Origin of the sequence: Nocardia testacea NBRC 100365 (assembly GCF_000308775.1) — a bacterium.
Classification (GTDB): domain Bacteria; phylum Actinomycetota; class Actinomycetes; order Mycobacteriales; family Mycobacteriaceae; genus Nocardia; species Nocardia testacea.
Genome location: NZ_BAGJ01000263.1, coordinates 21,971 through 43,915, shown reverse-complemented (window position 1 = coordinate 43,915; position 21,945 = coordinate 21,971). Strand labels below are relative to the sequence as shown.

Annotated in this window: 21 protein-coding genes; 11 read left to right on the top strand and 10 right to left on the bottom strand. The window is 67.3% G+C overall.

What is annotated here, in order from left to right; all coding sequences use genetic code 11:
- Positions 1-26: 26 nt before the first annotated feature.
- The 3 genes from ON38_RS28640 to ON38_RS28630 all read right to left on the bottom strand — a co-directional run bounded on the left by ON38_RS28640 (position 27) and on the right by ON38_RS28630 (position 2,918).
- Positions 27-1,460 carry an MFS transporter gene (locus tag ON38_RS28640; RefSeq protein ID WP_039828177.1) on the bottom strand — a complete coding sequence of 478 codons (1,434 nt, stop codon included), beginning with the start codon at positions 1,458-1,460 and terminating at the stop codon, positions 27-29.
- The gene (locus ON38_RS28635; RefSeq protein WP_039828176.1) at positions 1,457-1,819 is read right to left on the bottom strand and encodes a MarR family winged helix-turn-helix transcriptional regulator; all 363 of its coding nucleotides are present in this window, start codon (positions 1,817-1,819) and stop codon (positions 1,457-1,459) included. The genes ON38_RS28640 and ON38_RS28635 overlap by 4 nt, the downstream gene beginning before the upstream one ends.
- Positions 1,820-2,132: 313 nt before the next feature.
- On the bottom strand, positions 2,133-2,918 hold the full coding sequence (locus ON38_RS28630; protein WP_245564319.1) for an IclR family transcriptional regulator: 786 nt from the start codon (positions 2,916-2,918) through the stop codon (positions 2,133-2,135).
- Between the two features lie 158 nt (positions 2,919-3,076).
- Between ON38_RS28630 and ON38_RS28625 the strand changes: the two genes are divergently transcribed.
- Genes ON38_RS28625 through ON38_RS28605 form a run of 5 tightly spaced genes read left to right on the top strand, consistent with a single transcriptional unit; the run spans position 3,077 to position 8,760 of the window.
- Positions 3,077-3,943 carry an isocitrate lyase/PEP mutase family protein gene (locus tag ON38_RS28625; protein WP_039828173.1) on the top strand — a complete coding sequence of 289 codons (867 nt, stop codon included), beginning with the start codon at positions 3,077-3,079 and terminating at the stop codon, positions 3,941-3,943.
- A 17-nt stretch (positions 3,944-3,960) separates the two neighbouring features.
- Positions 3,961-5,205, top strand: a complete 1,245-nt coding sequence (locus tag ON38_RS28620) for a 3-isopropylmalate dehydratase large subunit (RefSeq protein ID WP_039828172.1) — start codon at positions 3,961-3,963, stop codon at positions 5,203-5,205.
- The gene (locus ON38_RS28615; protein ID WP_039828171.1) at positions 5,202-5,735 is read left to right on the top strand and encodes a 3-isopropylmalate dehydratase small subunit; all 534 of its coding nucleotides are present in this window, start codon (positions 5,202-5,204) and stop codon (positions 5,733-5,735) included. Before ON38_RS28620 ends, ON38_RS28615 begins: the two co-directional genes overlap by 4 nt.
- Positions 5,732-7,081 (top strand): MFS transporter, encoded by a 1,350-nt coding sequence (locus ON38_RS28610; protein WP_039828170.1) that lies wholly within the window; start codon positions 5,732-5,734, stop codon positions 7,079-7,081. Before ON38_RS28615 ends, ON38_RS28610 begins: the two co-directional genes overlap by 4 nt.
- The gene (locus ON38_RS28605; RefSeq protein ID WP_083873171.1) at positions 7,078-8,760 is read left to right on the top strand and encodes a class I adenylate-forming enzyme family protein; all 1,683 of its coding nucleotides are present in this window, start codon (positions 7,078-7,080) and stop codon (positions 8,758-8,760) included. The genes ON38_RS28610 and ON38_RS28605 overlap by 4 nt, the downstream gene beginning before the upstream one ends.
- A 21-nt stretch (positions 8,761-8,781) precedes the next feature.
- Here the strand turns inward: ON38_RS28605 and ON38_RS28600 are convergent, their stop codons facing one another.
- Entirely contained in the window at positions 8,782-10,254 is a 1,473-nt protein-coding gene (locus tag ON38_RS28600) for an AAA family ATPase (protein ID WP_039828169.1), read from the bottom strand.
- A 459-nt stretch (positions 10,255-10,713) separates the two neighbouring features.
- Here ON38_RS28600 and ON38_RS36440 point away from each other — a divergent pair, with 459 nt between their 5' ends.
- Positions 10,714-10,962, top strand: coding sequence for a hypothetical protein (locus tag ON38_RS36440; RefSeq protein ID WP_157181964.1), 249 nt, complete (start codon positions 10,714-10,716; stop codon positions 10,960-10,962).
- On the opposite strand, the gene ON38_RS28590 is transcribed toward ON38_RS36440, so the two are convergent.
- The 3 genes from ON38_RS28590 to arfB form a co-directional block, all read right to left on the bottom strand.
- A complete protein-coding gene (locus ON38_RS28590) occupies positions 10,923-11,279 on the bottom strand; it encodes a hypothetical protein (protein WP_039828167.1) in 357 nt (118 codons plus the stop codon). The two genes, ON38_RS36440 and ON38_RS28590, sit on opposite strands and share 40 nt — an antisense overlap.
- A gap of 498 nt (positions 11,280-11,777) precedes the next feature.
- The gene (locus tag ON38_RS28585) at positions 11,778-13,256 is read right to left on the bottom strand and encodes a serine hydrolase domain-containing protein (protein WP_083873170.1); all 1,479 of its coding nucleotides are present in this window, start codon (positions 13,254-13,256) and stop codon (positions 11,778-11,780) included.
- Between the two features lie 355 nt (positions 13,257-13,611).
- Positions 13,612-14,043 (bottom strand): alternative ribosome rescue aminoacyl-tRNA hydrolase ArfB, encoded by a 432-nt coding sequence (arfB, locus tag ON38_RS28580; RefSeq protein ID WP_039828166.1) that lies wholly within the window; start codon positions 14,041-14,043, stop codon positions 13,612-13,614.
- 380 nt (positions 14,044-14,423) lie between these two features.
- On the opposite strand from arfB, the gene ON38_RS28575 reads away from it, so the two are divergent.
- The 3 genes from ON38_RS28575 to ON38_RS28565 all read left to right on the top strand — a co-directional run bounded on the left by ON38_RS28575 (position 14,424) and on the right by ON38_RS28565 (position 17,623).
- Positions 14,424-15,398, top strand: a complete 975-nt coding sequence (locus ON38_RS28575; RefSeq protein ID WP_218000854.1) for a CPBP family intramembrane glutamic endopeptidase — start codon at positions 14,424-14,426, stop codon at positions 15,396-15,398.
- A gap of 129 nt (positions 15,399-15,527) precedes the next feature.
- Positions 15,528-16,637: a Fic family protein gene (locus ON38_RS28570; RefSeq protein ID WP_245564317.1), complete on the top strand. Its 1,110-nt coding sequence runs from the start codon at positions 15,528-15,530 to the stop codon at positions 16,635-16,637.
- Between the two features lie 161 nt (positions 16,638-16,798).
- The gene (locus ON38_RS28565) at positions 16,799-17,623 is read left to right on the top strand and encodes an alpha/beta hydrolase family protein (protein WP_039828164.1); all 825 of its coding nucleotides are present in this window, start codon (positions 16,799-16,801) and stop codon (positions 17,621-17,623) included.
- Between the two features lie 72 nt (positions 17,624-17,695).
- Here the strand turns inward: ON38_RS28565 and ON38_RS28560 are convergent, their stop codons facing one another.
- The 3 genes from ON38_RS28560 to ON38_RS28550 form a co-directional block, all read right to left on the bottom strand.
- On the bottom strand, positions 17,696-18,592 hold the full coding sequence (locus tag ON38_RS28560) for an aminoglycoside phosphotransferase family protein (protein ID WP_039828163.1): 897 nt from the start codon (positions 18,590-18,592) through the stop codon (positions 17,696-17,698).
- A gap of 64 nt (positions 18,593-18,656) precedes the next feature.
- Positions 18,657-19,262, bottom strand: a complete 606-nt coding sequence (locus ON38_RS28555) for a dihydrofolate reductase family protein (RefSeq protein ID WP_039828162.1) — start codon at positions 19,260-19,262, stop codon at positions 18,657-18,659.
- A 415-nt stretch (positions 19,263-19,677) separates the two neighbouring features.
- Positions 19,678-20,169 (bottom strand): hypothetical protein, encoded by a 492-nt coding sequence (locus ON38_RS28550; RefSeq protein ID WP_218000853.1) that lies wholly within the window; start codon positions 20,167-20,169, stop codon positions 19,678-19,680.
- 321 nt (positions 20,170-20,490) lie between these two features.
- Here ON38_RS28550 and ON38_RS28545 point away from each other — a divergent pair, with 321 nt between their 5' ends.
- Positions 20,491-20,922, top strand: a complete 432-nt coding sequence (locus ON38_RS28545) for a pyridoxamine 5'-phosphate oxidase family protein (protein ID WP_039828160.1) — start codon at positions 20,491-20,493, stop codon at positions 20,920-20,922.
- A gap of 298 nt (positions 20,923-21,220) precedes the next feature.
- Positions 21,221-21,859: a DUF3558 domain-containing protein gene (locus tag ON38_RS28540; RefSeq protein ID WP_083873169.1), complete on the top strand. Its 639-nt coding sequence runs from the start codon at positions 21,221-21,223 to the stop codon at positions 21,857-21,859.
- Positions 21,860-21,945 lie beyond the last annotated feature (86 nt).

The following is a 21,945-nucleotide window of genomic DNA, read 5'->3' as shown; positions in this document are numbered from 1 at the left end:
AGTGTGTTTCGATGAGTACATCCGACTTACGGGGTGGTCTCGGACGAGCGTCGGCGGGCGAGAGCGAGGCTCATCAGCGTCGTGATCGCCATGGCGCTGATGCCGACCAGCGCCGCGGTGGTGTAGGCGCTGTCGTCGGGGAAGAGGTGGCCGGGGCCGGTGCCCGCGGCGAGGATCAGGCCGCCGATGGCGCTGCCGAGGGAGTACCCGACGCTGCGGACGACATAGTTGAAGCTCATGGCGCTCGACGTCTCGCTCTTGGGGGTGACGGCCAGGATGACGCCGGGCATCGCGGCCGAGAAGCCGCCGACCCCGAAGCCGAGCACGCCCATCGCCGCGAACAGTTCGGCCGGATCCGACCGGGCCGCCGCGAACAGGGCGAACCCGCCGCCGACCACGACGGCGCTGCCGGCCAGGAGCGGGGGGTCGGCGATCCGCGTCCGGATCCGCGGCGTGAGCTTGCCGGCGACGAACCCCAGCACCGAGAACGGGATGAGGACCAGCCCGGCGACGAAGGTCGTCAACCCGAAGCCGTAGCCGGCGCCGTGCGGCGTCTGCGCGTACCTGGTGATGAGCGTGAGCAGGAGGTACATGCCGACTCCGCCGACGAGCATGGCGAGGTTCGCCCCGGCGACCGCCGGGTGCCGCACCGCCCGCACATCGACCAAGGGTGTCGTGCTGCGCAGCTCGATGAGGACCCAGGTGCAGAGGAGCGCCACCGCGACGACGGCGAGGCCCGCCGCCACGGCGAGGTGCCGGCTCCACAGATTCCGTTCGCCGGCGAGGAACAGCACCAGCAGCAGCGCAGCGGCCAGGACGACCGCGCCTGGCACATCCACGTGGGCGGAGCGGCCTTCGGGGGCTTCGGGCATGGAGCGCCACGCGGTCAGGAGGGCGGCGGCGGTGACGACCAGGCCGAGACCGTAGGCGGCCCGTCCCCCGCCGAGCTCGGCGAGCAGTGCGGCCAGCGGGTAGCCGACACCGGCCCCGATGATCGAAACCACCGAGATCAGGGCGATCACGGCCGCGCTGCGCTCCTCGGGAAGGTGGTCCCGGGCCACGCCCATCATCAGCGCCGTCAGCCCGAGCCCGACACCCTGGGCCGCCCTGCCGGCCAGCAGCCACGCGAACGGCAGCGGCAGCACGGTGAGGGCGCTGCCGGCGACGACGACCGCCAGCGTGGCAAGGATCGTGGCCCGCCGATGCGGGCCGGCTCCGAGCCGGCCCAAGACCGGCGTGGCGACGGCGCCGCTGAGCAGCGCGACGGTCAGCGTCCACTGCGCGCTGCTCAGCGAGACGTGGAACGAGGTCGCCACGGTGGTGATGATCGGCGCCCCGAGGCTGCCGACCGCCGCCACGACCAGAGCGATGAACATCAGGGCGGGGACCAGCAGCCGCACCTCGGAACGCGCCACGGGGAACGCCTTCACCGCACCCCCGCCGACCGGCTGCCCGGTCACTGCTTCGGCCCTTCGCGGTCCCGACTTTCGAGCTCTGCCAGATGGTTCAGCGCCGGAAGGGCCGCCGCCAGCGCCTCGACCTCGTCGCCGGGGAGCTCGCCGATCAACCGCTCGAACGCGTGGACGCCCGCCTGGCGTCGCGTCCGGACATAGGAGGCGCCGGCCTCGGTCAGGCACACGAGCGTGACCCGCTTGTCGGACGCGTCGCCCCGCCGCTCGACCAGGCCGGACTCCTCCATCACCCGGACCAGGGCGGTCATCGCGGGCTGGGTGACGCCCTCGACCGCGGCCAGATCGGTGATGCGCCGCGGACCGGTCCGGTCCAGGGTGGCCAGGGTGGCGGCGGACGTCAAGCTCATGTCCCGAGGCAAGCGCCTCGCGGCCGTGGTGGCCAGGCCGTAGAGGGCTGCGCTGATGGCGGCGGACGGGCCGGGGGCGGTTTCTCGACGACTCACGGCAAAAGCATAACCTTTTTATATTCATTGTTTATAGACATGCAGGTCGGCGGGGACCGTACTCGCTACCGCCCGTGCCGCTCACTGTCGAGGAGGCGACGGCCGGTGTCGCAGCTCTGGGGCTGATGGATCGCACACGCCGCTCCCGCAACCGCGAACCCCGGCCCGACATCCCGAAGGCGAACTACGCAGCACATACGACGCCCGCGAAACCTCATCACCTCGGGAGCGCCTGCACGATCCGTGTAATGCGCGCCCCCGCGTCGCGCACCTTCTCGATCTTCGCGGCCAAGACGTCGTCCTGGAACTCCTCGGCCCGGCCGCCCACACTGATGGACGCGACCACCGACCCGTCCCGCCCCAGAATCGGTGCCGCCACCGCGGCGACCCCGGGCAGATAATCCGAATTACTCAATGAGTAACCGGCTTCGACGATTTCGTCCAGGTGTTCGACGAGCCGGCCCGGGTCGGTGATGGTCCGATCGGTGATCGCCGGGAGGTCATCGCCAATCCACCTGTCCCGCAATGCTTCCGAATGCGCGAGCATGACCACCGGCCCCGCCGCGGCGTGATAGGGCATCACGGAGCCGACATTGATGCCGGCGACGACGAGCGAGTTGCGGCCCTCGAGCAGGTCTATGCACACCGCGCCCTGTTCGGCGGGAACCATCAGATAGGCCGTGTTGCCGAAGGTCGTCGCCAGATCGGACATGAAAGGTTTTGCCGCGGCGCGGATGTCGAGCTTGGACAGGGCCGCGGAGCCGATTTCGAAGACCGGCATCGCGATGCGGTAGCCGCCCTCGTCCGTGCGGTCCACCCACCCGGCTTGGATCAGCGTGGCCATCAGGCGGAACACCGTCGTCTTGTTCATCCCGCTCGCCACGGTGAGGTCGTTCAGCGTCCAGGCGGGACGGTCCGCGCTGAAGTGACCGAGCAGCGTGCATGCCTTGAGGACGGCGCCCACGACATCGCGCCCGCCCGGCGCCTCGGACTCTACGGGCACAGCCACTGATACTCACTCGCTTCCACAGGTCGGGCGATCGATGTCGCCACCATACGAACACATCTCTCACTCGGGGTTGACTTTGTGACCTGAGCCACCTTACCGTCTCATATCGAAATACGAAACGCATTCCGCATTGCGAAACGGAGAGTGGACAGGTGCGCAGCCCGACCTTGAAAGACCTCACGTCGAACGGACTCGTCTACGCCCCCGGCGTATGGGACGGCCTGACCGCCCGCCTCGCCGAACAGGCCGGTTTCAGCGCCCTGTGCGCCTCGGGCTTCGCCGTCTCGGCGGCGCTGGGCCTCCCCGACGCCGAGCTCTACACCCAGACCGAGAACCTCCAAGCGGTCCGCACGATCCGGGAAGCCTCCAAGCTGCCGCTGGTCGCCGATATCGACACCGGCTACGGCAATGCCGTCAATGCCGCGCGCACCGCCACCAAGTTCGCCGACGGGGGCGTCGGTGGGATGTTCATGGAGGACCAGGTCTCCCCCAAGTCCTGCCCCATCTGCGTGGGCGACCCCGTCGACCTGATCAGCACCGCCGAGGCGACCGGCAAGATCCGCGCCGTCCGCGACTCCATCCCCGACGACGTCCTGCTCATCGCCCGCACCGATGCCCGCGGCGACGACGCCATCCGCCGCGCCCAGGCCTACGTCGAGGCCGGCGCCGACATGATCATGCCGGTCACCAAGACGTTCGAGACCGTCGAACAGTGGCAGCGCTGCTATGAGGAGGTCGGCGTCCCGCTCATGGCCACCCTCACCGCCTCGACCTGGACCGAACGCGATTTCACCCCCGAGATCCTCGACCAGATCGGCGTGCGGCTCGCCCTGCTGCCCACCCAAGTGCTGATGGCGGTGGCCGGCGCGGCCCGGGAGACCCTGAAGCGGCTGGCCGCCGGTGAGGCCCCCGCCCAGGTCAGCGCCGACGCGCTCCAGCACCACGAGTTCGTGGAGCTGATCGGCTTCCCCGAGGTCGAGGCCATGCAGAACAAGTACCTACCCGCGAAGGAGCAGTGACCGCCGTGGGTTACACGATGACGGAGAAGATCCTCGGCCGCGCCTCGGACCAGGACACTGTCCGCGCCGGCGAGAACCACGCCGTGCACCCCGCGCGCATGATCGCCTATGACTTCCCCGGCTACACCGATGTGATGTTCCGGCAGATGCGCGAGGATTTCGGGATCACCGAGCTCGACGACCCGAGCCGCTACATCGTCTTCATCGACCACATGCTCACCAAGGGCAACGACAAGGAAACCGAAGTCCACCAGGTCACCCGCGACTGGTGCGAGTTCTACGGCATCGAACTGCACGAGGGCCGCGGTATCGGCCACCAGCTCACCGCCGAACTCGGCCTGGCGATCCCCGGCGAATTCCTGGTCCATTTCGACGGCCATATCAGCGGTATCGGCGCGTTCGGCGCCCTCGGCTGGGGTATCCGGCGCGACCTCATCGAAGCCTGGGTCACCGGCCGCGTCTTCGTCGATATCCCCGCCACCACCCGCTTCGACCTCGTCGGCGAATTCCCGCCCGGCGTCGACAGCCGCGACCTCGTGCACACGATCATCGATATGGTCGGCGCCGACGGTTGCGCGCATCAGGTGATGGAATTCGGCGGCCCCGGCGCCCGCGCCATGACCATCGACCACCGCCAGGGCCTGTGCGGCATGGCCATGTTCACCGGCGCGGTCTCCGCTCTCTTCGAACCCGACGAGACATCCCTCGCCTACGCGAAGAATGTCGCCCGCCGCGACTTCGACCCGGTCTATCCCGACCCCGACGCCACCTACGCGGCCCGCCACACCATCGACCTCTCCACCCTGACTCCCCGGGTGGTCCTCCCCGGTTCGGCCCGGGCCGTCAACACCAAAACCGCCCAGGAACTCGCCGGCACACCCATTACCAAGGCCTTCATCGGCTCGTGCGCCAGCGGCCGCATCGAAGACCTGCGCGCCGCCGCCCTCGTCCTCGACGGCCGCAAGGTCGCCCCCGGCGTCGAACTCAATGTCGTCCCCACCTCACAGAAGGTGTACGAGCAGGCCGAGCGGGAAGGCATCCTCGATGTGCTCCGCGCCGCAGGTGCGCATATCAATATATCGAGCTGCGATTTCTGCTTCGGCTACCAGAAACCCCTGCAAGCGGGCGAGAACTGCATCTCCACCGGCGTCCTGAACATCTCCGGCCGCATGGGCAGCCCCGACGCCAATATCTATATGGGCTCCCCGTACACCGTCGCCGCCAGCGCCCTGGCCGGCACGATTCAGGAGTCGGTCCAGTGAGCGCCTATCCCCCACCCCCGGACATCATCGAAGGCAAGGTCGCCTGGATCTTCGGCGACGATTTCGATATCGACCTCGTCGTCGGCGTCTCCAATATCAAGTCCTACGACCCCGACCACCTGCGCTCGGTGTGTATGCAGGCCTACGACCCCACCTTCACCGACCGTGTCCGCCCCGGCGATATCATCGTCGGCGGCCGTAACTTCGGCTACGGTCATCCGCACTATCCGCCCATGGTCGCCCTCCGCAACGCGGGTATCGCGGCCATCGTCGCGGAATCCTTCTCGCCCGGCTTCTGGCGCGGCGAGACCTTCAACGGCATGCCGTTGATCACGATCCCCGGCGTCTCGACCGCAGTCCGGGTCGACGACGTCGTGGCCCTCGACTGGCGCACCGCCACCCTGCGCCGGCCCGAGGGAACCGACCTGGTCGGAACCCCACCGAACCCGCGGACCGTTCAGGTCATCGAGGCCGGTGGTTCGTATGAACTCCTGCTCGCCGAGCACGCACGCCAAGGACAACCGCAATGACCAATGTCGATCATCGCGTCGAGAACCCTGACAGCCGGCCCGCCGGGCAGCTGCCGGTGACCGCACCGAAGAAGTCGAACTCCGTGGCCCGCCGCGCCGCCATCGCCGGCGGCGTCGGCACCCTCATCGAGTACTACGACTTCGCGGTCTACGGCTTCCTCGCCGTCACCATCGCCCCCCTGTTCTTCCCGTCGGACAATTCCGGTGTGTCGATCCTGTCGACCCTCGCCGTCTTCGGCGTCGCCTACGTCGCCCGCCCCCTCGGCGGTATCTTCTTCGGCCGCCTCGGCGACCGCCGCGGCCGCCGCCACGCCCTCGTCATCACCGTCGTCAGCATGGGCGTGGCCTGTGGCATCCTCGGGCTGCTCCCGACGCATTCGACCGTCGGCGTCCTCGCCCCCATCCTGCTGGTGCTCGTCCGCCTCGCCCAGGGCTTCTCCGCCGGCGGCGAAGTCGGCGGCGCCGCGACCTATATCGCCGAATCCGCCCCGCCCCGCAAACGCGGCTTCTTCGGCTCCTTCACCCCCGTCGGCTCCACCCTCGGCTTCGCCGTCGCCGCCGCCGTCGTGGGCGTGGTCGCCCTGATCACCACCGACGAGCAGATGGAGTCGTGGGGCTGGCGCATTCCGTTCCTGCTCGCCCTCCCCCTCGCCTACGTGTGCCTCCGCGTCCGGATGAAGCTCGAGGACACCCCCGAGTTCGAGGAGATGGCCGAGAAGCAGCAGGTCACCAAGAGTCCGCTGCTCGACACGGTCACCAAGAACCCGTGGTCGGTCCTCCGCGTCGTCGGTGTCGCCATCGCGATGAACGGCTCCGGCTACATCGGCCTGACCTACTTCAGCGTCTACCTGATCAAAGACCTCGGCTTCTCCAAGGACGCCGTCTACTGGACCTCCGCCATCGCCATCGCCCTGGCCTGCGCCACCTTCCCACTCAGCGGCATGCTCACCGACAGGTTCGGCCGTAAACCGGTACTCGTCGGCGGGTATCTCGCCTACGTCGTGATCGCCCTCCCGGCGTTCATGATCATGGGGGCGACCGAGAGCATCCTCGTTATCGGCATCGTCTACTTCCTCTACATGGTGCTCAACGGGGTCGTGCAGGTTCCGGCGTTCCCGCTGTTCACGGAACTCTTCCCGCGCACGGTCCGCTACACCGGAGTCTCGCTGGGCTTCAATATCGGCACCATCGCCGCCGGCGGAACCGCCCCCTATGTCGCCGCGCAGTTGGTCGAATCGACCGGGAACGCCATGTCGCCCGCCTACTGGGTGATGGGCGTCTGCGCCATCGGCCTCCTCACCGTCGCCACCATCCGCGAAACCAGCCGCAAGGAACTCCCGGCATGACCACCGGAAACACCGGAACAACCCCGTCCGCCGCATTCGATGAGGGTGCGGCGGGCGGGGTTGCCCCGCGCCCCCACTTCGACACGCTCGTGGCCGCCTGGAACGCCCGGGTCGCCCACGAACCCGACGCCCCCGCCATCATCTACTTCGACACCACCCTCACCGTCCGCAAGACCGACGACCTCGCGAACGCACTCGCCGCCGCACTCGCCGAACGCGGCGTAGGCCACGGCGACCGGGTCGGCATCCACCTCCAGAACATCCCGCAATACGCCCTCGTCCTGCTGGCCCTCTGGAAACTCGGCGCCACCGCCCTACTGCTCAACCCCATGTACCGCGGCCGCGAACTCCGGGTATTGATCAACGACGCCGAACCGGTCGGGATCATCACCACCGACCGCGATGTCCCGCAGGTCCGCGAAGACGTCGCCGACAGCGCGGTCCGCTGGGTCCTCGGCACCGCCGAATCAGAACTCCAGTGCCGCAACGACCGCCGCATCTTCGACGGCGAACCTGCCCCCGCGGCCCCCGCCGAACCCGACCTACTCGGCTTGACACACCGCTACCTCGGCAAACACCCCCCGAAAACCCAGGTCCACGGCGAAGACCTGGCCTTCCTCGCCTACACCTCCGGCACCACCGGCCCGCCCAAGGGCGCGATGAACTCGCACACCAACGTCCTCGCGGTAACTACCAGCTTCGCCGAACTGGCCGGCATCAACACCGGCGACGTCGTCTACGCCCTCGCCCCGCTCTTCCACATCACGGGCGCCGTGGTCATCGGCTCCCTCGCTCTCACCGAACGCACGGCCCTGGTCTTCACGGGCCGGTTCCACACCGAGGTCGCCGTCGACGCGATCCGCGAACACGGGGTCACGTACACCATCGGCTCCATCACCGCTTTCAACGCGATGATGAACTCGGAATACGCTTCGGCGGAACATTTCAGGTCGATCAAGACGCTGTACAGCGGGGGTGCGCCGGTTCCGCCGAGCACGGTCGAGCGGTTCCGGGAGAGGTTCGGGCATTACATCCACAATGCGTATGGGATGACTGAGACGTCGTCGGCGGTCACGGCGGTGCCGCCGGGGGTGAGTGCGCCGGTCGATCCGGACAGCGGGACGCTGTCCATCGGACTGCCGCTGCCGGGGGTGAAGGTCGAGGTGGTCGACCCTGAAGGCCACCCCCTCCCGCCCGGAAGTCAGGGCGAACTTGTCGTCACCGGGCCCCAGGTCATCGGCGGATACTGGCGTAAGCCAGAAGAATCCGAGGCCGCTCTACCCGAAGGTCGCCTCCGAACCGGGGATAGCGCGATCGTGGACGAACACGGGTGGGTCTACCTGGTCGACCGCATCAAAGACCAGATCAACGTCTCCGGGTACAAGGTATGGCCGCGCGAGGTCGAGGACGTTCTCTATGAACACCCGGCCGTACTCGAAGCTGCTGTCGTGGGCGTCGCTGACGAATACCGAGGCGAGTCGGTAGCCGCCTACGTCTCCCTGAAAGACGGCCACACCGCCGACGCCGACGCGCTGATCGCGTTCGCTCGGGAACGCCTCGCGCCCTACAAACGGCCCAGATCCGTGGGAATACTCGCCGACCTACCCAAAACACAAACCGGCAAGATCCGCCGACGAGCGCTGCGCGAGAACCTGCAAGACATTCGGACAACGCAATGAGGTTCAGTTGACGAAAAGCTGTCAATCGCCCCGATACAGCCGCTCGAGGTCGATCAATTCCACATCGTCGCGGGAATCCGCCACGGCGCGCAGTTCGGGGGTGAAGTCGTATCCGGTGAAGAGCAGCAGTTTGGTCTGCCGCGACGCGCGGGGATCGCGCTGAACCAGCAGATCCCGGATCCGGTCGAGCCGGTTGACCTGTTTCTCCCCGACGACCGCATGGTTCTTCGCCTCACCGATCGCAAGGATCCGTTCCGCACCACCGGCGTCCCGCCCGAACACTACGACGTCCAACTGATGGCCGGTCTTACCCGCGGGGTCGGGCAGCACTCCGGAAAGCACATGCGTGCGCCTGCCTCCCACGGTGCCTGGGGCTGCGTACCGCTGGCACCACGCACGCGACAACTGCTCGAAATGCGGACCGAGTACTTGACTTGTGAAGGTGGGCCCGGAGCGTTCCCATACCTCAGTGGCGTGCCCCGGGCGTTCGAGGTCGCTCCATTCCGAGCGCATGATCGCGTAATAGAATGTCAGCAGCGGCTCGGTGATCCGGTAAGTGGACCGGCGGGCGTGGAAGGCGTCCTGTTCGCGGGCGACCATGCCGACATTTTCCAGGACGGTAAGCGGGTGCCCGAGATCGGTGGACTTGCGGCCGAGGAAGCTCGCAATGCCGCCCCGGGTGTTGTTGCCCTCGGCAATCGCCGCGAGAACACCGTGATAGAGCGCGCTTTCCCGGAGTTCGGGCTCTTCCGCCAGCAGGAACCGCGCTTCCCGGAACAGCGGCCTCGACGAGTTCAGCACATTGCGAACCACCCACGGGCCGAAATCATCGCGGTCGGCAGGAGTGTCACCGAGCGTGTATTCGCGCCGGTAAGCCGGCGTACCCCCCACCACGGCGTTCACCAGGAACGCCAGCGACAGGTCGTCGATCTCCCAGAACTCCCGCGCCAGCCGGTAGTCGAGGGTCGGCACGACAAGCTCCAGGCTTGCGCGTCCCCGCAACGGGGCGCTCCCGACGAGCAATTTGCTCATGAACGACTGGGCCGAACCGCACAGCAACAGACGGATGGCGCCGGCGTGGCGCCGACCGGCCGGATCGAATGCGCGCTGGATCAACGACGGCAGCTCGGGTGACGCCTTGGCCAGGTAAGGAAACTCGTCGAGGACCACTGTCAGGGGCCGGTCACCAGGGCCCAGGGTCATGATTGTCTCGATTGCCTCCGGCCACCCGGCGAACCGGCGCGGCACCGGCTCGCCGAGATACCGCGCCAGAGCGCTACCGAGCTGGTGCAGCGACTCGGGCTCGGTCGCCTCGGTGGCCGCGAAGTAGAACCCGCCGGTTGCCTCGCATACCGCGTCGAGGAGGAAGGTCTTTCCTTGCCGGCGACGCCCCGAAACGATACCCAGCGCTGGCTCCGGCCCAGGGTAGGTGACAAATCGGGTCAGCTCCGACCACTCGTGCTCGCGATCGAACATAGTCTCGGGCTTCAGCATGAGATCTATTATAACTCGATCTATTATAGGTGGAGTTATAATAGTCCGGACTGTCGTGGATCAGCTCGCGCCGCTGCGGCAGGATCTCACCCGATCCCTCGGCGTCGAGCACCGCTTGCGCGAACACCGAATCGGCCCCTCGCGCAATACAGCTCACCCCCACCAGGTCGGGCACCTCGGCGAGGCGCCGAGCGATTTCCTCACGCACCAGCACCGCGGTTTCCTCGGTGATGTTCATGTGCCCGGTCACAGCGACCCGCATAGTTCACTCCCGTCCGTTGACCAGCGGGCGCCTCCGGTCGGGAGAACGGCCATCAGGGTCCTGCATCCTCTGGATCTGCCAGCAGCACGACACGGTCGGCTGCTGGGTCGAACCCGAGGTGTGGATAACCGTATTGCCCCTCGGCGCACATGAACACCGGCTTGCCATCGGGCCGGGGTTCACTCGACGAGGCCGAAATGATCCGGTGGGTACCGCTCTACGAAACGATGCGGATGATCGACCGCCGCGAGGTCGTCGGCGCCGCGACCGTAGTCGGTGTGTATCGGGCCCTGCTGGAGGACCTCGGGTTGGTGGGCCGGGCGCACGCCCGAATCGGCGGACCTTCGTTCACCGAATGGCTCGACGCCACCTGCCCGTCAAGGGCTGACCCCGCGGCCCCGTCCGATCAGCAGCCCTTCGGAGCCCGCCAGGCGTCCTGGGCATAGGTGGTCGAGCCGACCATGGCGCCGATCACGCCGCCGATGATCCCGAGCGGGATGGCCCCGACAAAGGCGAGGGGCAGCCCTGCGATCGCGCCGCTCCCGGTCCCGAGCAGGGCGCCCAGACCGGCGCGGAGTTCGATGGAGTCGCCGGGCGCCATGCACGCCGCGATGGGAGCCACCGCCCCGGACCCCGGAGCATCGGGTGCTTGCACCGGCGCGGGCGCCGGTGCGGGCTCGGCCGCCGCGACGCCCACTGAACCGACAATGAGCTGCACGGCAATGACGCTGCCGAGCATGGTGCGGGTCGATATCTTCAACATATGCACGCAGATCCCTGATCAGTCGAAAAACGCAGTGTGCGACCTGAGTAGTCAGATCTGCGACCATAATGTCGTATCGGCCGGTGTAATGCTCGCTTTCGATATCTCGGTCGGAGCGAGCCAGAAACCGTGCTCGCCGATGATCCGGCCTACCCCGCCTGCCACTCCTGCGCAGGTAGAAGCCGGTTTGACCGCACCCTGATCGCCGCCGATCTGCGATGGCTGCGGACGGCTATCGCGCGCACCTACTCTCTCTCGGAGACGGATGTGGTTTCCCGGCAGCACGGGTGCACGGGTATACCGATGAGTCGATCGTTGTCGACCTGGCAAAGCACTACTGGTCGCCGGGAAAGGCACGGTGGTTTCGTGGGCTTGGTGGCGCGGCGAATGGGCGGCGGGGCGGCAGCGGCATCACGCGGTAACGAGGCCAGGCGTTCGCGGGGGTCCGCCGCGACCTACCTGGGTGTCGCTGCCGACGACCACGGCGACGAGAATGGGTCAGGCGACCCTCGGGGCAGCGCGCATGCCGGCGTAGCAGCATTCGGTGCCGTCGTTGAGAGTGGCGAAGACGATGGGCATATAGCCTTCGGCGAAGGAGGGCCCGGCGCCGGAGGCGGCGAAGATGTTCTCGGAGTATGGGAGCAGGTCCATCTCCAGCGGCGGGGACAGCTCCGCCATATCGTCGACGAATGCGTAACGCATATGGGCGTTTCCGCCGTCGCCGCGGCTGACCGTGATGACGACGCCTTCTCGCTGGTAGGTGCCCAGAAACGGTGTGATGTCCACCTCGATGGGCGGATCCGCCGGTGCGAACGGCTCGGGCATCTGCACACCGGCGAGCTCGGCCAGCAGTTCCCGGTACACGTCGCCATAGAGCTGACGGGCGCTGCCGCCGTTGGTCATCAGCGCGACCACAACCCCGGCTTCGGGAACCACACGCAGATACGCATACTGGCCGACGGCCGCACCGTCATGGCCGTAGCCGCGAATTCCGTCCCAGTCGTATAGCGTCCAGCCCAGCCCCCAGGCATCGGAGAAGACGCTCCACTTGTCGGGCGTGTCGATCTCGTGGCGCTGCATAGCGGTCACCGCGTCGGCGGCCAGCACGCGAGTGCCGTCCGCCGCGACACCACCATCGAGGTGCATCTTCGCGAACCGGACCATATCGCCCGCGGACGTGATCACCCGCCCGGCCGGGCCCACCGACCGCGGCATGAGATCCCATGCCGGCGCCGGATCCGGGTAGGCGCCCGGCTCTCCCAGATGCGACATGGCGACACGAAAACTCAGCGCTTCCTCGGGCAGCGTCATCAGGCGCTCGAGGCCGAGCGGGGTGGCCAGGTGATCGCGGATCGCCTGATCCCAGGTCATACCGCGCAATACCTCGACGATGCGGGCAAGCACGACGTAGCCGACGCCCGCGTAGGACAGGGCATTGCCGGGCGGGCAGTCCAGCGCCACCTCGCGCGCCGCGGCGACGAACTTCTCCAGGCAGTCGTCACCGCGCCCGGTGTCGCGGTTGAAATCGTTGGTCAGGCCGCCGGTATGGCTGAGCAGCCGACGCACGGTGATGACCCGCGTCGCCTCCGGGTCGGGTGTTCCGAACTCGGGCAGCACGTCGACCACTCGCGCGTCCAGATCCAGCAGGCCCTCGCCCACCAGCTGCAGAATCAGAGTCGCGGTGTAGACCTTGGCGATCGAGCCGGACAAGAACACCGAGTCGGTGGTGACCTCGACCCCGGTACCGCGGTGCAGCACACCGCTGGCCAGCTCGTAGACCTCACCGTCGACCAGCACCGCCAGCTGCGCGCCGGGCACATGATGCATCGCGCGTAAATCGTCCAGGCGTTTCTGCCAGCGATCGACGGAGAAGCCGCCGCCCTGTGAATCAGCCCTCCCCCAGGCGCCTTTCGCCGTCCAGGCGCCCTTGTCGTCCCAAGTAACTGTGCCGGACACTGCCTTCGTTTTCTCGTTCATGCCCACCATCCTCGAACCTTGCCCCAGGGGCGAGGTCAAGCCCGGACTCGGGACGAAACCGGCGTCGACCGCGGACTGCGACCCGACGGCGGGCCGAGCCACCGCGACATTTCCCTGCGACCGCGCTGTTCGCTGACAGAGTTCGCCTGCCTCGACCCGAACCCGATCCTCACGGGTGCGTTCAACGACCCGCAGTTCGATAATCCAGGCGAGATGAGTCTCAGAGGTCGCCGGATTCGGGCATCGCCGAGGAGCCGTGCGTCAGTGACAGAGCCGCTGCCTACGCTGATGAGACCGTCGCAGCCGGTCACCCGATTCGCATACCGGACGACGTACACACCGACCGGACAAAGTATTACTGGTCGTCGGGAAAGGCACGGCGGTTTCGCTTGGTGATGCCGCGCCGTTTCTTCGCGGCGATGCGACGTTCCTTCGCGCCGCGCGAGGGCTTGGTGGCGCGGCGAACGGGCGGCGGAGGGGCAGCGGCGTCGCGCAGTAACGCGGCCAGGCGTTCGCGGGCGGCTGCGCGGTTCTGCAGCTGGGCGCGGTGCTCCGAAGCGGCGATCGTGAGCACCCCGTCGACCAGGCGGGTCGCCAGGCGGTCGAGCATCCGGGTGCGCAGCGACTCCGGCACGGAGGGCGAGGTTGCGAGGTCGAACGACAGCTCGACCCGGCTGTCGGTGGTGTTGACGTGCTGCCCGCCCGGGCCGGACGAGCGGGAGAACCGCTCGCGTAACTCGGAGGCGGGTATCACCAGCGTCCGAGTCACGGTCAGGTCTTCTGCCATGATCCGATGCCGTCTTTCTGATTCGCGAGTCCACTATCCCGAGTGGCTGAATGGTGACTCTCTCGTTCACGATAGTGACGACCTTGTGTACGGGTGACAGGCAGCACGCGGTCGTGGCGTTCTCACCGATGTCGCCGACGCCGGACTCGCACGCCTCGCGAAGCCTCGCCTCGAGGGCCTGACCGAGGAGCGAGCGGACAGTGCGGTGTCCCCCTCGAGTACTACCGGAAAGTCTCCCGTGGAGTGATGCGGCACGGCTCGGCTCGTTCGTAGTCTCGCCGTACTGCACAACGGCGAGAGGACTTTCGATGACCGCCCCCACCAAGCGGAAATGGCCGATACAGCGGGTCCGGGTGCCGATTCTGCTCGTCGGGACGGTCGTGTTGCTGATCGCCGCCCGGGGGCTGGACGCGCTCGTTTCGGATGTGCCTGTGCTTCGTTTCGCCCTCGGGATCGGCGCGGCCATCGGGGCGATCTTCGCCTACACGTGGCTTTCCCGCCGTGTCGAGAACCGGCCGGCGGTCACCGAATTGGCTGCCGCGGGGCGATGGCGCGGGCTCGGGCGTGGCGCGCTCGTCGGCGCCGGGGCTTTCCTCGCGACCATGCTGCTCGCGGCTCTGTTCACCGACGCCGACGTCACCGGTGGCTCGTTCGGGGCCTGCCTGGGCATGGCCGGCGCGATGGCCTCGGTGGCGGTCACCGAGGAACTGCTGTTCCGCGGCGTGGTGCACCGCGTCCTGGAGGAACGCACCGGCAGCATCGTCGCGATCGCGGTCTCGTCACTGATCTTCGGTCTGGCACACTCGGTCAACAGCAACGCCACGCTGTGGGGCGCCCTGGCCATCGCGGTCGAAGGCGGTGCGCTGCTGGCCATTGCCTACACCGCGACGCGGTCGCTGTGGCTGCCGATCGGCCTGCATTTCGCCTGGAACTTCACCGAGTCCGGCGTGTTCGGCACTGCGGTATCCGGCGCCGACGGCGAACCCGGCCTGCTGCGCACCATCCTTTCCGGACCGGTGGGACGTTCGGTCCGGAAGCGAGCCTCTTCGCGCTGCTGTGCTGCCTGGTCCCGGCGGTGTGGCTTCTCCGCAGGGCGAAGCTCGTCACCCTGCGCTGACCTGTTCATCTCCGGACCTCCCAGAGCGGGCATAGCTGCGCGGATACGATGGCGATTTCCGGGTGTCCGCGCTCGAGGAACACGCTTTTCTGGCAGTCCGGCAAGCCCCGCATTTCGATCGGACTCCCGTAGGCGAAACGTCCGGGAACGACCTGGGCGAGGCACTCGTCGCCTCGAGAGACATGCGAAGCGCAACGAAAGTGGGATTTGGCGGCCCACTATTCCTGCTTTAGGATAAAAGCAGGAATAAAAATATCCCTGATCCTGGTTTGGAGGTGCTATGGCCGATATCGACTGGCCTCCGCATGAGCGGCGAGCGGTTCCATGGCGCCAGCAGTTCAGGGGCGGTACCCGCGAAGACCGGTTGATGCGCAAAGTCGAGGTAAGCCTCCCGCCGGCCATCGCCGATTCGGATATTCGGTTGCCTTCGCGCCTGCTCGCCGACATGGAGGCGGCGTTACGTGAGATCACCGCCCTCGACGCGGAGCACGCGGCCGGACTCGGCGCTCTCGGCACATTGTTGTTGCGCACCGAGTGCGTGGCGTCCTCCCGAATCGAAGAGATCGACGCCGGGGTCGACGACTATGCGCGAGCGCTGCACGGGGTGAAAGCCAATCCCTCGGCCACCTCGATGGTTGCCGCGACGACTGCCACGGATGTGCTTCTGGCCAAGGTCACCGGCACCAGAAGAATAGATGCGGACGATTTGACGGCCGCCCACCGCGAACTCATGCGGGACGACCCGACCGACGGCGACTATGCCGGACGCGTACGCGACATGCAGAACTGGATCGGCGGCAGCAAGTACTCACCCCGGGATGCCCTGTACGTTCCTCCCCCACCGGAAACCGTCGGCAGCTATCTGCAAGACCTCGTCAGATACACCAACCGCGACGACATTCCCGCATTGACCCAAGCTGCGATCGCGCACGCGCAATTCGAATCCATCCATCCCTTCACCGACGGTAACGGCCGCATCGGCCGTGCACTGATCAACGCCGTACTCCGGCGCCGATCCGTAACGAGCGCCGTGGTCGTGCCACTGGCCTCGGCCCTGGTCGCGCATCGGGATCGCTACTTCGACGATCTGGCCTCCTACCGGAACGGCGACCCGGAACCGCTCATGCGCTCGTTCACCGCGGGATCACGAATCGCAGCTTCCGAATCGCGCCGGACAGCAGGTCATCTGGCCGCCATTCCCGAACAGTGGCGAGAACTGACAGGTCCGGTACGCGGCCACAGCGCCGCCGCGAAGATCATGGCATCACTCGTCGCCGTGCCCGTCATCACCACGGAAGACGTCGCCGACCGACTCGGGCTGAGCACCAGCAGGGCCTACGCCGCCATCGAACGCCTGCACGAGAGCGGAGTGATCCGACCTCTGACGTCCCGAAAGAGAAATCAGGTGTGGGGCGCCGCCCTGGTTCTCGACGAACTGGACGCACTCGGGGCACGCATCAAGAAGGCGGCAACCTGAGCCGTGCCCCGACGACGACCCACCGGCGGTTCACCTACAGGTCACCACTGGGCACAGCGTCCTTGTCGTCCCAGGTAACTGTGTCGGACACTTTGCGTGTGGATCCGGGCGGCCCGGCCGATCGGGGTGCACGTCGATCGCCACGCCAACCGAGGAGCTCGATGGAAACGATCACTGGAACCGCTGCCGGCGTCCCCTACACGGCGCTGCCACCCGACGGCGGGGTCGACGCTCCCGCGCCACTGATCGTGACCTGGCACATGCTGGACGCGCCGCGCACCGATGCGGCGTTCGCCGCGGCCCTGCCGATGGCCGGGGTGCCGGCCTGGCGGGTCCATCTGGGCATGCCGATGTGTGGCGCCCGGATGGTCGACGGCCGCGTCGACGCCGTGCTCGAACTCGCCCGCCAGGACGCGCTACTCGCATTCCTCGCACCGTTCGCGCGGCAGGCTGCCGACGAGTTCCCCGCGGCCCTGGCGGCACTCCGCGATCAGCTGCCGATCGACGAGGAGCCGATCGGCATTCTCGGCGCCTCGCTCGGCGGTGCGGTCGCACTCCGGGTGCTGGCCACAGAATCGATCCCGATCCGGCATATCGCGCTCGTGAACCCGGCCGTGCGTATCCGCTCGGTGGTCCCCTTGACCGAGGGCATAGCCGGTCACCCGTATGAATGGACCGCCGAAGCCGAGCGTGTCGCCGACAGCCTGGACTTCGTGGCCCGTGCCGCCGAACTCACCGTCGCGCCGGCGCTGCTGGTCGTCAGCGGAGAAGATGATCATCCGGATCTCCGCGCCGATGCGGCCGCGCTGGTCCACACTCTGCGTCGGCGTTACACACAGCCGGACGACGTCGAACTGGTCTCCGTGCCGAATCTCGCGCACCCGCTGGCCGCCGAACCGGGTCTCGAACCGGCGCCACAGGGTCCGGAAGCCAAGGCAGTCGACGACATCCTGACGCGGTGGTTTCGCAGGCAGCTCGACTCGTAGACTTCGCCGTCGACCACCACTGCCGGCTGTGGTTCCGCCGGCGAGACCTCATCGGAGGTCGATCTCCGTGTGTCACATGCCCTGCAGAACACGCTCGAGTGCCGCTCGGCCCACAGGTCCCCAGTGCGGTTTACCGCCCGGAAGGCCCCGATCTCCGTTCTGTCCCATGAGCATCAGGAACAGACTCTTCATGGCCGCCAGTCCGCGGGCCCGCCGGATCGCCGCCTCGTCCGCGAGCGCGTAGCTGTCGAAGAACCGTGCGGCCATGCCCGCGGGCAGCAGGACCCAGGCGGCGGCGAGGTCCCACGCCGGGTCACCGGCGAACAGGTCACCGAAGTCGACTATGCCCGAGAGCGTTCCGTCCGAGACGACGACGTTCGCGGGATGAAGGTCGCCGTGCACCCACACCGGCGGGCCCTCCCACACGCCGGCGGCGACGGCATCGTCCCAGACCACCCGGACGTCGGCAGCGCGGTCGGCAGGGGCGACGGCTCGGAAGAAGGCTTCGAAGCCGTCCATGCAGTCCCTGGGATGGGCGCCGCGGTCGGTAGCGATCGGCGCCTCGGCGGGGGCGGGGACGTGCAGCGCCCGGAGGAATTCCGCCAGCGTATCGGCCGCGTGGGCGCCGCGGCTGATCGTGGCGTGGTCGAGCGGCTCGCCGGGAACCCACGTCATCACGGTCCAGTGCTTGGGGAAACGCTCGGACGGTTCACCGAATCGCACCGGGGTCGGCACCGGCAGCGGCAGGCGCGGGGCCAGCGCGGGTAGCCACCGCCGCTCCTTCAGTTGCAGGTCCGGGGTGGGGTCCATGCGCTGCATACGTACGGCCAACTCGTCCCCGAGGCGCCACATCTGATTGCCCCAGCCACCCGCCACCTCGCGGATGGCCAGGGCCGCGAGGTCGGGCTGCTGCTCCCGCAGCAGGTCACGGACCAGGTCTGCGGTGATCTCCACCTCGGTGCCGGTCATACGAAGTCACAGTACCGAGGCAGCATGCAGTGTGAGTGTGGGCCGGACCGGCGGACAGGAGTCGTCACGCGGGGGCGCCGAGCGGCGGATGCTCGAGCACGCGGGGCTTGTACTCGACCAGCTGGATGCGGTCGTCGAAGGTGCGGTGCTCGATCATCTCGAGGGCAACGTCGGGATAGCCGTCGTAGATGCGTTCGGCACCCGTCGCGCCGGTGATCACCGGGAACATCACGACCCGGAAGCGGTCGACGAGTCCGGCTCGCAGCAGCGACCGGCTCAGGCGGAGACTGCCTATCGTGCTGAGGATCTCTGAACTACTCGATTTCATGGCGCGGACCGCCTCGACCGCGTCGTCGCGAACGAGAGTGGAGTTTGCCCACGTCAGCGGCTCCTCGAGCGAGGAGGAGAACACCACCTTGGACGCTTGCGTGAGCTCATCGACGGACGCCTCTTCCTCGGACCTGAACTCCTCCTGGCCCTCCGGGACCTCGCCGGCGGCGAAGCCCGACATCAGGCGGTAGGTGTTCGCTCCCATCAGGTAGGTGACCTCGGGCTGCTCGCCGAGCCAGGCGAGGTACTCCGGGCCCTCGAGGCCCCAGAATCCGGGCCATCCCTCTCCCGATGCGTAGCCGTCGAGGGAGGTGATGAAATCGACGAGAAGCTCTGCCATGGCGATGTCCTTTCCTGGGGTGTCACGAACTTGGACCGGCCGGGAGCCACAAACTCATCGGCCGCGCTGTGCTGCAACAAGAAATCCAGCGCCTCGCCACCAGCCTCGAGCACCGCTCGCGAACTGCGCATCGGCTCCCCGAGCGAGGCAGCTCGCTCCCACCGGATCGGGTACCTCGGTGAGGCGTCGAGTGATCTCCGCACGCATCAGCACCGCGGTCTCCTCGGTGACGTTCATGGGCCGGTCACAGCGCCCCCGCATAGTTCGCTCCTGTCCGCTGTCCCCCTTCGAGATCCAACCCGGAGTTACTGCCGATCGGTTCAGGGTTCGAGCTGGATGTCGCCCACCTGGAGCCGGCGTCCGAACGCGCGTAGAACCGTTCCATGGCACTGCGCCTGCGGCAGGGCTGGTTCGGTCAGATGTTCAGGAACTCCAGATGGACGATTCGGGTCTCCGCGTCACGCTCGTCGACCAGAACCTTTCGGAAGACCAGGTTCCCCGACGGGGAAGTGATGTTGTCGCGGCCGTAGAGCAGCTTCGGCGACGAGTTCGGATCAGGTCCGGCGATCGTGGAGATGGACAATGAGTGCCCGGCTCCGAGCGGGGTCGAATAGCCCGAGTTCTCCAGCATCCACACCAGATCGGGCGGCGTCATCTCGACGGCCAGCCGGAACCGGGGCTCGCATCCGGCTTCCTTCTTCACCAAGAGGACCTTCCCGCCGGCCGGAAGAATCCACCCGCCGTATTCGGTCGCCTCCCGGATGAGCTCCGGGCCGGTTCCGGTTTCGGTATCTGCCTTCGCCGCACGGTCGACGGACTCGGCGCGTCCCATCCCTGTCAGCGCGACCAGCAGGAGCATGCAGACGAGAACGCCGCGCAGTGCCACCGGGAGAGCCCTCGGCGGCACGCTGCCATCGGGTCGGGTCGGTGCGGTCGCCCTTCCTTCTGTCCGGTGGGTCCGGAAAATCGGTAGCGCCATGGGTGGGTACGACCCCCTCGTAGTGTTGGACCGACGAAGTTCCGAACATATTGAATTCTTTTGCATATCCCGCGGTGCGCAGGCCGCCCATGCGCTTGTCACTGATGTCGAAGCCGAGCAGTTCGACGCCTTTCCTGCTCGTCGGCGCCGTCGTGACGAGTACAACGGTCGAGCCGGCAACGCGGTGGGACGGGCCGCGCCCACGGGCCGGACGGGAAGAGAGCCACCGATCGGCCGGTTACATGCTGTATGCCGAAACCCTTCACCGAAGCCGAACGCCAAGAATTTCTCGCGGGCAAGCACATTGCGGTGCTGTCCGTCGCGGCGACCGACGGGCGGCCACCCGCCTCGGTTCCGATCTGGTACGACTACGTCCCAGGCGGTGATATCCGGGTCAACACCGGCGCGAACCGGCGCAAGGCGCGGCTCATCCAGGAAGCCGGTGTGGTGACCTTGGTCGTCCAGCGCGAAGAACTGCCGTATCAGTACGTCATCGTCGAAGGCACCGTCGTCGGTGTCGAGACCCCGTCCCCTCATGACGCGCGGGAAGCCATCGCCGTCCGCTACCTCGGTCCCGAAGGCGGACGCGAGTTCGCCGACAAGATGGACGGCAGCCAATCAGTCCTGTTCACCATCCGCCCCGACCGCTGGATCAGCCAGGACTACTCGAGCGACTTCTGACCGGTGCCGGTAGCCCACGCAGCGGGATCGGTCGGCGTCTTCAGAAGATGTCCACAGATATGCGCCGGCTGAACGACTGACTCCACGGCCGAGTCATGCCGATCGCAGTACGCCCGGCGGCACCGGCACATGGCCTACCCCGGACGAGTACTCGACTGAACCTGGCACGGAGTATGAAACCTCCACATCCAGGGCTCCGCGAGACCGATGCGGCAGCCTATGCCATCATTACCGATTGCTGGTGATTGTCTGTGCCCGAGGGGGGCGGACGGCTGTATCGACGTTCAGGGGTTCGGTAATGAGGACGATTTCCGCCACCGGTTGCCTGGTGGCGAGTGCACTGGTGCTGGCGGCGTGTTCCGGTGGTTCAGCCGACCGGGAGGCGACGGCGAGCGTTCCGGGGGCAACCACCTTGCCGACAGCGTCTGCGGGAGCAAGCGTCTCCGTGCAGGTGAGTGTCCCACCGGCACCGGTACAGACCGGTGCGAAGCCGGTCCGGTTCGACCCGTGTGTGAGTGTGGGCGACGACCTGGTCACCAGGGCCGGATTCGACCCGGGAACCCGCGAAAGAGCTACCACCGAAGGCGTCGGCATCTTCACGGAGATCGGCTGCCAGTTCTGGCGCGAAAGCCTGGTCGACGGGGAGAAGTACCCCATCGGCGCGGTATCGGTGACATCGAGCGATCTGACCCTCGACGACATCCGAAAGAACTCCGGTCACAAGGTTTTCGGCTCGGACCCGATCGGTGGGCGGCAGGCCCTGCTGTACCGGACTCCGGCGAATACCGGCGCGTGCTCGGCAGCCGTCGCATCAACCGACGGGATCTTCCGGGTCGGCATCATGGCGTTGCCGGCAGGCCCGGCCCAGGCGCCTGCCCCCTGCGACGAGATCCGCCGGGTTGCCGAGATTTTGTCCGAATCGCTCGGCACCGCATAGGTCTTCAATCGTCAACCCGTCCGACCGAGCCATAACTCGGTCGGTGTGAAGCCAACGAGGAAACGAACGGATCGAAGGATATCGAT